Below are 13055 nucleotides of genomic sequence, written 5' to 3' on the forward strand. Positions count from 1 at the left end.
AATTGATTTCATAGGACTTTCTGGAATACAAATGATGAGGAGATGGCACAAATGAGTGAAAATCTGAACTATTTTATAGATTGCCCCTTAACAAAGGTTCAGAAAATCATTGGCGGCAAATGGAAAATAGTGATTTTATGGTTTCTGTCCCGTGGTACCCGAAGATTCGGTGAAATTAAACGCGCCTTTCCTGATATCACACAAGCGATGTTAACCAAGCAACTAAGAGAATTAGAAGAAGACGGATTTGTGCATCGTGAAATATTCAGAGAGATTCCTCCCCGGGTAGAATACTCGCTAACAGCTCACGGAGCAAATTTCGTCCCCATATTGCGCAGTATGTATGATTGGGGGGAGGTTCATCTGGAGCACTCAAAAGTTAGATGCGTTGAAAAAAGCGATTAAATCTACATCCCTTCCTGCCTAGCGTGATCAGACTTTCATCCCTATGTTATAGTCCATACCAAGTGCATAATGAAAACCCACTATGACCAATTTTGTCAAAGTGGGTTTAATCGTGTTGATATTCATCTTGTCATATTTATATTCAGTCATGTACCGTTTTTCTAAACCTGGCAGTTCCCATCAACGTGGCTTCACCTTTTCCTCTGGAGGCAAAACAGCTGCAGTTTCGCTTACTGTTGTTTTCCAGTTAATGTTCTCACTTCAATAGGATGCAGATTCGCCTCAATTTGAGCCCGCTGCGGTTCATACCACTCTGGCAGCATTAATTCCTGCCCCAAAGATTCAGGAGGTTCATTATTAGCAAATCCCGGTGGATCTGTAGCAATTTCAAATAGTATGCCGCCCGCTTCCCTGAAATATATCGCATTAAAATATTGGCGGTCTATGATTGGAGTCGGTTGATAACCATAATGCTGGACTGCGCTTCTCCATTCTTCATGTTGTTCGAAATCTTTTGCACGCCACGCAATGTGATGTACCGTGCCTGCTCCACCAAAGCCTAAACCCATTTTGGCGAGCGGAACATCTACGATGTTGCCGATTTCTCCTACGGCCTGGTAACGGGCATATTCGGCGTCTTCAGCGATTTTTGTAAATCCGAGTATGGTCTCCAATGCATCCATCGTTTTCTGTGGGTTAACGCTAAATAGCACAGCACCTCCAAACCCCTTAATTGCTTGATCAGCCGAAATGCCACCGTAAGACCAAGTACTATTCGCTCCCGCTTCACGTTCAACAAGCTCAAGTCGTAAGCCCTCATTATCCTCGAATTGAAGATATTGTTCAGAAAAACGGCTCGTTTTCGTAACTTGAATATCAAAGCTTTCTAAACGATGCCGCCAAAAATCAAGTGAACCTGGTGGGACCACATACGAGGTTATACCCACCTGGCCACCTCCGATTCGCCCTTTGGGAGTTCCTGGTGCAGGAAAAAAAGTAATAATCGTTCCAGGACTTCCTGCCTCGTTACCAAAGTACAAGTGGTAAACCTCAGGAGCATCGAAGTTGATTGTTTTCTTCACTAACCGAAGCCCCAGGACGCCGGCATAGAAGTCGACATTTTCCTGCGGGTTACCGGCAAAAGCTGTAATATGATGGATACCTGTAGTTTGCAGTGACATATGAAACCCTCCTTTAATCGTAGGAACCTTTATTTTTTGTTGTTAATGGCTTTTAATGACCTAAACATCATGTTTTATCTAAGTAATGCATCGATAGAATATGAACCTGCTCCTGTCAACGCAATACCAATTACGACTGCAATAAGAACTAGCGGATATTCATAGCCATTAGCTGTTGCCCAGATCCCGTTTGGGCCATGTACTTTGAAAATTGCTCCGAGCATAGTCACCGTAATCAACAATGCAGCCAGTGGAGTGAATAGTCCTAAAGCAAATAGAACTCCTCCCAACAATTCCATCAACCCAGCAGACACTGCCATGAATACTCCGGGCTTAATGCCAATCGATTCCATCCAACCGCCCGTACCCTTTGGACCATAGCCGCCAAACCAACCAAAAAGCTTCTGTGCTCCGTGCCCCATCAATAACAATCCAACCACCAAACGTATCAGTAACAATCCACTTGCCAACATAAAAATCACCCTCCATATTATATTAATTTTAAGATTATTTAATTAGAGATATTAGATAAAATTAAATTCATTGTTTAGCGATTTGAGCCTGTTCTTTTTTTAGTTTTTCAGGTGTAACATCGTCTCCATTCGGATCATAAATCGTAGCGTTCAAGAGAATGCTTTGTACAGAACCCCGAAAGATTTGAAGGTATTCTTTGCGAAGATCCGTTTGTTCCGTTTTTTCAATTTCAGTCAACCCAACTTCTTTTGTTTTTTTTGCAAGCTGATTAATTCTTTCTAAAATGGTGATCACGTGTATACCTCCCTATTCAAAATTTTCTGGTTGTTTTATCTTTAATTTATTTATCTTGATATAAAGATATAATATTTTTTTATCCATGTCAATACTTTTTCGAAAAGAAAATCAATGCTTGGGTTGCTTACGGAGAAAAAGCAGCAGGAACACTTAGAGATACCTTTAAGCTACAAGTTGTGTAAAACCTCTTCAAGTCAATTACTAGAGCCATAATAAAAAGCCACCAACCAGAATCACTGGCTGATGGCTTTCTTGTCTTACTTAAATGGAGGCGAACCGTGGCATGGCAAATCCACAATTCTCCGACACGTGATGCTTAGATTGTTCGAGGAGGTTGCTTAGGACCAAATTTTATATTGTGTCTGAACAGAAAAAATCAAAGCCATGATGTAATTGAGCTCTAAACCATATCCCATACTCCCAATCTCAACTGGAAATGTTCTACACAAATCATCGATGTTAACCGTATTAAAGTTCTTCGTATACACGTATTCGATTCCGCAACACCTTGATGAATCCACTATTCCTCTGATTCAGGACCAATCCAATTCTCCAACAACACACAGTGCTAGAGGAGGTTTGCTTTTTGATTCGATAACAAGCGTACCTGTCAATTCGAAACGAAATCAATTTCGCAACGCATCGACCAGGAAATGAAATTTTCGCGCTTAGTCCGCCTCGGGATCGTCCGATTGCTTGTCTTGCCCATTTTTGCGCCTGATCCATGCTGATGGATCCGTACAATTGTAGCATCAATCATTACGCTTTCTTCGTTAAGATCAAGTGAAACATACTATAGACCCTTACCTCAACCCCCTTCCTCCCAGCGCCAAAAGCGGGTATACATCAATTTCCAATTGGGAAACGTGTATAGAAGATCTCTTCGTGAAGTGCTCAAATGAGCAACCCAAAGCATGGCATTTAACATCCGTTGATTATCCACAGCGGGCGTCCTCCTTGGGTTTCTCGTTCAGGTCGAAATAGATATCTTGAATCAGCGGCCATTGTTTATCTTGGATTTCGTATCGTGTACTCATCTATATTATTTAATCTATTTAAGCCTTGTTAAGGAATTTAGGAACACACCTTAATACAAAATGATGGCGCTGATTCTGATAAACGAAACCGGCGGTTCATGAGAGTATAACTCTCTCTCCACCCTCACTTGTAAGTTTCCACTTCCGACTTCCAATGTTTTCTTTCTCCGCAATAGAGGGAGAAAATGCCGGACGACTTCTCATCAAACTTATCTTCGATACACATCAACATATTGAGTTGAGTTTCTAGCAGGCCCACAGCCATGGGAGCAACCTTTTCTGTAATGCGTTCATTAAATTCAGCAACTCTCTTTAAGCAACCCCTTTAGCAATTGGGCATTATCATTTCCAGTGAAATCAGTCAATATTCCTGAAACAATTTGACTGCCTCGATAAAAGGTAAAGGACAATTGAACTTGGAAAATAATAAAAAAGATGCATAAACCCGATTTTACTGGTCAAAATACCTTTGGTTCAAATAACAACTAAAAAAGGAGTTTTGCAAATGACTAGTTGGTTCGAAACTAATCCAAAAACCGTAAGTTCTCCGATCATCCCCCTCTCCACTCAGGACAAGAACTGGGCAGATATTGCCAAAATTCTATTGCCGTTGATCCCTGCTTTGCTGTCCGCAAACTCCCAACCGACACTTCAGCCAGTGAGCTCGCAACTTACAGCTCAGGGTACTAACCTCGCGGATATTGCCAAAATTCTATTGCCGCTGTTGCTGTCTGTAAACTCCCAACCGACCCTTCAGCCAGCGAGCTCACAACTTACAGCTCAGGGCATTGACTTTGAGGATATTATCAAAAAGGTGTTGCCGTTAATTCCTGCATTGATGTCCGCGAACTCCCAACCGACGCTTCAGCCTACGTTGACAGCTCAAGGCATCGGGGAGCTTCTAAAAATTATTCTAATGTCGACCGCGAACTCCCAACCGACCCTTCAGCCAGCGAGCTCACAACTTACAGCTCAGGGCATTGACTTTAAGGATATTATCAAAAAAGTGTTGCCGTTAATTCCTGCATTGATGTCCGCGAACTCCCAACCGACGCTTCAGCCTACGTTGACAGTTCAAGGCATCGGGGAGCTTGTAAAAATTATTCTGATGTCGACCGCGAACTCCCAACCACAGGCAACACAAATACACTAGCAGCCAAAATCACGCAGAGCAATGAATTCTGCTTTGCGTGATTTTTTTACAAATCTATATCTACTAAGGAGAGAGTATCTGTGGAAAAAGTTATCGGAAACAATAACGATAAAAAAAGTTATATGATTGTTCCAAGAACGGGCATCTCCCTGCAAGACATGAACATTAGACCGATGTCTACACAAGAATTGGACACGCTGCTAACCAGTAGTAATATAGAGATTATCGATCGCATTGAACGCAGTAATAAAACTCTACAGTTGTTAGGGATGCCAAGTGGAGAAGGAATAGCAACAGATGTACTTGTTGTTCGTATGTCCCCACAGGAGGCCGAGCAGTTTCAGAAAAATCCTCAGGTGATTATCTCAGAAAATCAAACTTTAAGGCATTTGAGTTCTATGGACCTAGAATACCTCAAAATATTTTCGACAAGTGCAAACTTTACAACGAAAATTTTCAAGTTATTAATCAATGGTAAAGACAGCAATGCACCATTGAAAGGCGTGAATGTTTATATCACAGGTGATGGTCTCAAACCCGCTGTTGGGGTAACAAATGAAGAAGGTATAGTGGAGTTACATGTTCAGATGGTTGCCCCTAATTCACCATTTCAACTGAAAATCATGCCCCCTCACAGCTACTGGAGCTTTATAAAAAATAATCCTGAGCTAGAAGAAGGAATCACCAATACCATTTACTTAACTTCGATTTTCGAAAATAACGGGAGCGACATCAAGCATTTCTCCTTAGGATGGGGGCAAAACCTCATGGGCCTTTCTAAGATGCCTCCCGATATCGACGGCAAACAGGTAAAGATAGCAATTATCGATAGCGGATGCGATAATTCCCATCCGTCGCTTCGCCATATTCTCAAAGGTGCCGATTTCTCAAGCAGAAATGCCGATAGCTCATCTTGGAGTAATGACCCTTATAACCATGGTACTCATTGTGCGGGAGTAATTGCTGCCAAAAGCAGTGAACATTCAATGTTTCGTGGATTCGCACCTGAAGCGGAGGTTCATATTCTTAAGATTTTCCCTGGAGATAGGGAAGTGGGTTTAAGCGCGTTACAACATGCACTCGAATATTGTATAGTCAATGACATTGACATCATTAACATGAGCATTGGTGTAGAGGGATACGATCCGATCATTGAGCAAACTATTACGGCAGCAGTTGATGATGGCATTACTTGTGTTGTTGCGGCAGGCAACTCATTTAAAGAAAACAAAACAGTACTGTATCCCGGTTCGTCAGCTCAAGTCTTAACCGTTTCAGCAATCGGTGATCTACAATCAGTTGAGTCGAATTCGCTAGATTCGTTGACTGTTACAGATAAACTCGATGGTAACTTATTCTCACCAATATTTACATGCCTCGGGCCAGAGGTGGACGTTTGTGCGCCCGGTGTAAGCATTATTTCAACTGCGCCAGGCAGTGTTTTTAAACTTGATTCAGGTACCTCTATGGCAGCTCCTCACGTTACAGGAATGGCAGCGCTCTTATTAGCGCATCACCCAATTTTCCAATCCGAATTTAAAACGCGAAACCGGCAAAGGGTTGAAGCACTCATGGCGTTGCTTCACCAGCAATGCAAGCCTCTAAATCTTGATTCAGATCGATGCGGTACAGGTGTCCCAATTTTGGGTTCAGTTGTAACTATACCAGATCATTTGCCAATTCCAAATCCAGTGTCGGTTTAATTTTGAATGTAAATTACGTCACTGAGATAGAATTAGCAAAAAATGAGCCGATTAGTTTATTAATCGGCTTCTTCTGTTTTTTATTAATTGATCTAAACTCGATTTCGGCGATCAACAGTCGGTTCCTCTCGGAACCACAATGCCTATTTTCCCGTGTTTCCCTTCACGTTTATCCATATCAGTGAATGGAGACCCGTCGAGGCATGTAGTGTCGAAAAGGTAACAACGAATATTTAAAACAATTACATTACAACAGTGATTCGTAACCAAGGTCGATTATATGGGCTTCTGTAAAAAAATGATAGTACTGTCAAAAGAGTCAACAAGAGTAACTGACCGTACTGTTGCAATGTTTGAACTAGAATCATATCCATTAAAATTGTGGTTTTGGATGGACATGGGTTCATAAATACGAACCTTGGTTTAGCAAATCCACAATTCGACGCTACATGATGCTCCGGTTGTTTGAAGAGTTAGACTAAGGTGATTCGCATCCCTAAAAAAACTACACAGCTTCTCTGCTTCCACTTTACACTTACTGTTCTTCCTTTATTAATTTTCTCATAAGTACAGTAATATCCCATAGCAAGAGATTTATTTTAATAGATTGAAAGCACTTGTCAGCAAACTCAATCAGGAATAGCTCTTTGGGCGCACGATTGGGATTATTGGAGTGAAACTGAATCAGTTGTGAGTTAGGATCATAGGAATAATTATTATGACCAATTGGATTTCTCAAATCCTTATCAAGCGGAATACTGAAAATATGAGATAAAATATTCGCGTTATCCAACAGATACCCTAGTTTTTGCCCTTTGGTTAGTCCTTTGTAGTCGTGTAGGTTCACTACTTCTTGCCTTCTAACAGATATACGTGTATTCATGCTATGAACAGAACTCCTTATCAATAAATTATCGAGCATTAATGTTAATGTTGAGTTTTCTAACAATGTCTCGTATGCATTTTGATAAAGCCGATCTAACCTTTCAAATGAAACCGTATTTAATCCTTCGTAATCTTTGATATCTTCAATTCTTCTTTCGATTGCCTCCATGTATATCACAGGTACTAAATATCGATAATGAGCAATAAAGGCATTAAACAGACTAAATAGTTCTTGTTGAATCTTCAGCAAATCGTCCAATGAATACAATTGAAGCAGCTCAACGTATGCTTGATTATTATCTTGGGAAAGAGTTTTTAACTGTATAGCAACATTTTCAATAGTAATGGGTATCAGTGGATTTGTTGAAGAAAGCTCTCTAAACACCGTAGTGATAAGCTTACTAACACTTGAGTCCTTTTCAAACGAGCTTAAGATCAACCTGGGGCTCTCCCTTAGTTTATCCACTTCGCCTTCTAGAAATCTATCCTGATTATTAAAATATAGGTTCGCAATCCTTTCAATCATTTTCCACTCATATTCTATTAGGTTAGGTAAGGTCTGTACCAGCACTTCGTACTTATAAACTTCCCTATTCTCATGTGGGGAATAACGTATAAAGGGAGAAAACATCGCAGCTTTAAATGTTTCTTCGTTTGATTTTACGATCTTGGAAGATGGGAACTCTCCTGATACAACTAAAATGTACTCTTCATTACCTTTACTTGAATGAGAAGCATTATTTAGTTTATATTCAATCCTGCCCTCTTCTTCGTGATGTATAATATCCCCATAAATATGAGTAAGGCAGGTTGGACAAGAATAGTGAATAGGATATTGATTTAGGATACCCACTTGGAATTTAACTAGAGTTTTTGTGTCGCAAACTTCACAGGTTACGATTTGTGTGACAACTGCCATCACATTCCCTCTCCTTCAATTAAAGTAATAAATTATGATTGATGTATTAATAAGTGCCTTTTTTACGTAATAGTTCTAAAATACTGTTATATTCACTCCCCCATCATTCCCTAACTATGTATTGCTGAATAGCATTTCAATTACTCCACGTTCGATTGGGTTGCTTTCCTTTACATTTCATATTATGGCATGTAAGAAATGATGAACATGGTAAAAGTATTACAATATAAACAAATGAAATAGCAAACCGTGGACTAGAGAGCATAATAACCCCTGTCCATCTTAACCATTGTGGTTCTGTATGGACAAGGGTTCATAAATGCGAGCCGTGGCTTGGTAAATCCACAATTCGCCGTCGTGTGATGCTCAGGATGTTTGGGGAAGTTGCGTAAAAGTAGGCCTAATTTAGTTAAATTTAAGGTCTTTTTGGAGGTAATTGTACAACCAATTTATAATTTTCACCGAAATACTTGCCCTCTAGGTGCAAGATATCTTTATCTTTAAAGTATGTAAATAAAACTGGGTACCTATTCAATTCATTTGGATAGTGTTCTTGGTACTCTGCTGGAACAATTCCATCTTCCCCCCAGATGAATGCAATCCTATTATAGTTTGTCTCTATACTTGCAAAAACCTTCACATAGTCGTTAATCTTTACCGTTCCGTTCACTCTCGCTATAACGTGAACCTTGTCCCCTGATAAGGGATCTCCTCTATAACTCATAATAGCTTGATGCAAGTCATTTTTAAAACCTTGACTCATAATGTAGCCTCCCATTCTTCTGTGGATATGCGTTCATACGATCTCTTTATTAAATTGGATCAACCCAATCACTGGTACTTGATCAAATTATCTTCACCAATCGGCCTTCATCTCCGAACCATTCAGTAAACACTTCCAAGGAAATCCAAACAATCACATCATCACCGCATGTAAAAAAAAGTATTGGATTTTCATTACCCCTAAGATATTCTCGAACTGATTGCGAACTGTTAAACCAAAAAATGTTTCCATTATTAAAAGCTTAACGAACCCCTGTCCTGAATTATCAATTGTGGTTTTATCTGGATAAGGGCTCATAAATGCGAACCGTGGCTGTGTAAAACCACAATCCCCCGGAGTTTGATGATTAGGATGTTTAGGGAAGTGCGTAGCCCAACTTAAAATGCTTAGATCCCATATGGCCAGCTGCATTCCACATTGCATCAAGCGCCGAACGCATGATCTTCGCAACACCAGCGACATTGATAGGGTATGATTCCACTAAGGTTTCGGGAAGGACTAAATCGTTTTTCTGGATAGGTCCAAACCTCATACCATGAGCAGCTTCGATTACAATTCTTCCTTTTACCCCCAATATTGCAGGAGCTAAAATTATGGGTGGTGCAATTCCACTATTCTGCAAGACAGTAATGAAATTGAACGCTCGCTTACAAAGTTCAGATTCCACCGCAGATATTGCTATATCAGAATAAGTATCAACACGCATAATTGTAGCGTTCACAGATTCAATTTGTCCACTGCGGAACAACTGAGTATAGGCGACAGGCTTGTTCAAATGCCTGCCATTTTGCATACTGATACACTCCGTCTAAATTGAAACGGTAATCGCCACCGGTGGTGTCAAAATCTCGAAGATAGAATTTTGGGCTATCTAGAACTTCCGTACTCAACATACTGTCACCAAACGAACTTAAGGGAATTACATGAAGGACTAGTTGAACTCCTGAATCTAAAGTACCCTCGTTAAGCTTTATGGCTGCCAGACGTTCCATGCAGAAGTTTCTAGTCTGCTCTCGGAGAGCATTGTTCGCAATAAACGCAGACCTTATTTCCGAAACACTCATTGGGTGTTTGACGGCAGAATTTCTAATTGTAAATATTTGCGATCCACTTAAGGTTACCATATGAGGGCCATTAAGACTTTGTGGAATACGTATGACCACTGCACTATTTCCATTAGTTAATTTAATAATCTCAGTCTGCAATCCATAGATGCGCGGGGCGATTCCTGTACGAATAATATTCTCAATTTGTAGCTTCAGAGCATCTGGATCAGTGACGGGGATTCCATTAATGGAAACAGCTTGCCCTCCAGTCTCTGACACCCCAAAAATCATCTCACCGCCACCAGAATTTGCGAATGCCGATATGTCTGATAAAAACTCCTTCTTTTCAGATTGTTGCTGGATATGTAACTGCTCTTTATAATCGAGAAACCTACTCTCCGAAACCGAATTAGTGATTAGATTCTGCAGATCAGCTTCAGTAATCTGCGAAATCGGAATGTGCATTAATGAAACAAGAATCACTCCAATCCATTTTTGACCTTAGTCGACCTTATTCTAAACCTCTGGCATTTGGATTATCAAATATAGGAAATATAACTGAAGATCTCTGATTGAAAGATAAAACCCTTGTCCTGCATTAACCGTTGTGGTTTTGCATGGACAAGGGGAAACACGGAGTTATAAATATCGCTGGATATCTTTTATCAACAATGAAAAAGCCAGACATGGTATAATTCCATGAAGGAAGTAGTTCCGATTTTATTTTTAAAATGATATTAAACAAAAAGACGTCAACTGACCACATTTGACCATATTCATAGTGGAGGAATTGATTTGATTGATTTTAACAAGAAATTTGATATAAAGCCGACTACCCCTATTACCAAATTTGTACCACAAAGTATTCCAGATGTAAGAATTCACATCGATAAGATAGCACGTGTTACAGGGATGCAGCCTAGTTTTATTCGAAAGGTTGTAGGAAATACTCAGTTCCTCGATTCTGCCATGATTGTAGAACTACTAGAGCAAGATGCTTATGCCGAAACTTTTATTCCACGAAGCAAAATTCTTAATTATCTCAGCAATGAGTCGCCGTATGAGTTGGTTGATAACTCCAAGTTAATCCTAGAGGGCTTACATCAGGGTGACTCTATGGACCTTATTCGTAAATTACCAGACAATTATATTCAAACTGTGGTGACTTCAACTCCTTATTGGGCTATGCGAATATATGATGACTTAACACCAACAACCTGGGCTGACGGCGAAGAATGTCCGTTAGGAATGGAGCAAACTCCCGAAGGCTTTATACGCCACTCAGTAGAAATATTGGATGAACTATATCCAAAACTAACCGATAACGGATCTATCTGGTGGAATTTAATGGATACTTTTAATACTAGGACACAAATAAGAGGAAATGCTGCGGAGGCATTGCGCGCTATGCAAGGACGTGATGAACGGTCTTGGTCTGATCATACCCATAAGAGATATTCCGCGGGTCATTCATATCTAAAAGATGGAGAACAATGCCTTATTCCTCATAAAATTGCGGAAAGAGCATCTCGTATGGGATATTATGTTAAGAGTATAATCTGTTGGGCAAAAACTTCCTCAACACCTGAACCACAAAATTCAAGAGTCAGTCGTAATATTGAATTTATTATTCATCTAACTAAAACTCGGACACCCTATTTTGATAAGCAACAGTATCGTTTACTGGAGCCAAAACTAGGTGGAAGACAAGCTATGGAATCAGATAAACTCTCGGATTTCTGGTATTTGCCAACTTCGTCAGGTAGAGATGGACATGGAGCTCAATTTCCCATAGAACTCCCTGCCCGTTGTATTGCACTCTCTTCTAAAGAAGGAGATGTTGTCCTCGACCCGTTTGTAGGCGCTGGAACAACATCTCAAGCTGCTTCATTACTGAATAGAAAATGTGTTGGTTTCGATATTTCAGAAAACTACATTACACTTGCTAAAAACCGTACCAATAATCATCAAAATTCATTTGTAATGAGGGATAATTCTTTCATCGTAGAGTAGCTTAATAGTATTTTCTAATGACCTTGAGTCTGTGGTAGGTACACATATATCATATATAATTACATTATCAAATGTGCTTCTAGTTTTTACGGTGGGTTCTTGCTCCCCGTTTTTACTTGGAGTGAAGACTATGCCGGTACCCAATCCGGCTTTTTTTATATATGAATATAATTGATAGTAATCTTTAGAGTCCGGCTCCTTGTACTTAACATCACCAACTAGGAGTAATGTATTACCTTTATTAAAAACAATGTCCGGTATCAATTCACAAGTCCCATTGGTAAATAAATATTCTGGCGGGGAAAAGTTCTTAGTAATGTGTATACCGTGCTCTCTAAGGCTATTGCCACAACCCGCCCTAATATATTCTTCATATAAATCAGGTGTATTTACTAACAATGCATCGCCCTCAACATCTTCACCTAAATCAACTCCATAGTAGCCAAGAATAATCTTAGCTGATATTATCGCGTTTCTATAATATGCTCTTGCACCAGTTATTCTGTCTTGAACTAATTTCCTGTCAATTGTCCTAAATAGCTTGGACACTTCATTATAACTAAATCGTTGTATCCACTTATTCAGCAGGTTCCAATCGCTGGAGTATTTCTCGATGTAATTTATCGCCTTAGCTGCAGCAGCAGCTAATAAATGATTTTCTGAAATATTAAAATCTTGCACATAAGATTTGGTCTCTATAGGGCGATTCTTTTTTTGCATAATATTGAGTTTGGTCTTACTCCAATTCACTGAACCCTTTGCGTAGCTTGATTGCTGCTGTTCTTTCCTTCTCTCAAACTTTATACTTCTTTCTTCAATTATCCTCAATTCGCGCAAAAATACTTGAACAAATAATTCAGCTTGCGGTATGTTATTACCGATTTCGAATTGCTCACCTATTTTGTTTTCATTATGTTTGTTCGTTAAGCCTTGGACGTATAACATCATCTCAACAATGTTTATTCCTGTATACTTCGGAAGGATACGTATAGAGTTTCCTCCTTCAAGCGGAAGAAGTCCTACTACATTACCTACTTCAATACCAATCCTGCCTTTATTTTTTATAAATCTTATCTGAGATGGAATACTATTCGGAAGTAGTTCTATCCGAAAATCTTTTAGATAGGTGGTTGATGACTCTTTGGCTATCCACTCCAT

12 protein-coding genes and 1 pseudogene are annotated in these 13055 nt (G+C 39.7%); 4 read left to right on the forward strand and 9 right to left on the reverse strand.

Annotation, left to right across the window (positions count from 1 at the left end; translation table 11 throughout):
- Positions 1 to 51: 51 nt before the first annotated feature.
- Positions 52 to 405, forward strand: a complete 354-nt coding sequence (locus NSS66_RS21770; RefSeq protein ID WP_340959749.1) for a winged helix-turn-helix transcriptional regulator — start codon at positions 52 to 54, stop codon at positions 403 to 405.
- Positions 406 to 635: 230 nt separating this feature from the next.
- Here the strand turns inward: NSS66_RS21770 and NSS66_RS21775 are convergent, their stop codons facing one another.
- From NSS66_RS21775 to NSS66_RS26860, 4 genes and pseudogenes are all read right to left on the reverse strand, one after another.
- Positions 636 to 1586, reverse strand: coding sequence for a ring-cleaving dioxygenase (locus NSS66_RS21775; RefSeq protein WP_340959750.1), 951 nt, complete (start codon positions 1584 to 1586; stop codon positions 636 to 638).
- Between the two features lie 74 nt (positions 1587 to 1660).
- Positions 1661 to 2059, reverse strand: coding sequence for a DoxX family protein (locus NSS66_RS21780; protein WP_340959751.1), 399 nt, complete (start codon positions 2057 to 2059; stop codon positions 1661 to 1663).
- A 67-nt stretch (positions 2060 to 2126) separates the two neighbouring features.
- Positions 2127 to 2354, reverse strand: a complete 228-nt coding sequence (locus NSS66_RS21785) for a DUF896 domain-containing protein (RefSeq protein ID WP_068938382.1) — start codon at positions 2352 to 2354, stop codon at positions 2127 to 2129.
- A gap of 811 nt (positions 2355 to 3165) precedes the next feature.
- A pseudogene (locus tag NSS66_RS26860) lies at positions 3166 to 3303 on the reverse strand (IS5-like element IS711 family transposase); the annotation flags it as partial.
- Between the two features lie 596 nt (positions 3304 to 3899).
- On the opposite strand from NSS66_RS26860, the gene NSS66_RS21790 reads away from it, so the two are divergent.
- Positions 3900 to 4547 (forward strand): hypothetical protein, encoded by a 648-nt coding sequence (locus NSS66_RS21790; protein WP_340959752.1) that lies wholly within the window; start codon positions 3900 to 3902, stop codon positions 4545 to 4547.
- 80 nt (positions 4548 to 4627) lie between these two features.
- Positions 4628 to 6250: a S8 family peptidase gene (locus NSS66_RS21795; protein WP_340959754.1), complete on the forward strand. Its 1623-nt coding sequence runs from the start codon at positions 4628 to 4630 to the stop codon at positions 6248 to 6250.
- Positions 6251 to 6785: 535 nt separating this feature from the next.
- Here the strand turns inward: NSS66_RS21795 and NSS66_RS21800 are convergent.
- From NSS66_RS21800 to NSS66_RS21815, 4 genes are all read right to left on the reverse strand, one after another.
- A complete protein-coding gene (locus NSS66_RS21800) occupies positions 6786 to 8054 on the reverse strand; it encodes a hypothetical protein (RefSeq protein WP_340959755.1) in 1269 nt (422 codons plus the stop codon).
- 415 nt (positions 8055 to 8469) lie between these two features.
- Positions 8470 to 8817 carry a hypothetical protein gene (locus NSS66_RS21805; RefSeq protein ID WP_340959756.1) on the reverse strand — a complete coding sequence of 116 codons (348 nt, stop codon included), beginning with the start codon at positions 8815 to 8817 and terminating at the stop codon, positions 8470 to 8472.
- Positions 8818 to 9193: 376 nt separating this feature from the next.
- On the reverse strand, positions 9194 to 9631 hold the full coding sequence (locus NSS66_RS21810; RefSeq protein ID WP_340959757.1) for a hypothetical protein: 438 nt from the start codon (positions 9629 to 9631) through the stop codon (positions 9194 to 9196).
- Positions 9564 to 10367: an AlbA family DNA-binding domain-containing protein gene (locus NSS66_RS21815; RefSeq protein ID WP_340959758.1), complete on the reverse strand. Its 804-nt coding sequence runs from the start codon at positions 10365 to 10367 to the stop codon at positions 9564 to 9566. Before NSS66_RS21815 ends, NSS66_RS21810 begins: the two co-directional genes overlap by 68 nt.
- 312 nt (positions 10368 to 10679) lie before the next feature.
- On the opposite strand from NSS66_RS21815, the gene NSS66_RS21820 reads away from it, so the two are divergent.
- A complete protein-coding gene (locus NSS66_RS21820) occupies positions 10680 to 11897 on the forward strand; it encodes a DNA-methyltransferase (RefSeq protein WP_340959759.1) in 1218 nt (405 codons plus the stop codon).
- Here NSS66_RS21820 and NSS66_RS21825 read toward each other — a convergent pair.
- Positions 11859 to 13055 (reverse strand): 5-methylcytosine restriction system specificity protein McrC, encoded by a 1197-nt coding sequence (locus tag NSS66_RS21825; RefSeq protein WP_340959760.1) that lies wholly within the window; start codon positions 13053 to 13055, stop codon positions 11859 to 11861. The genes NSS66_RS21820 and NSS66_RS21825 overlap by 39 nt on opposite strands.

It is taken from the genome of Paenibacillus sp. FSL R10-2748, from assembly GCF_038005565.1.
GTDB classification, from domain to species: Bacteria; Bacillota; Bacilli; order Paenibacillales; family Paenibacillaceae; genus Paenibacillus; species Paenibacillus polymyxa_B.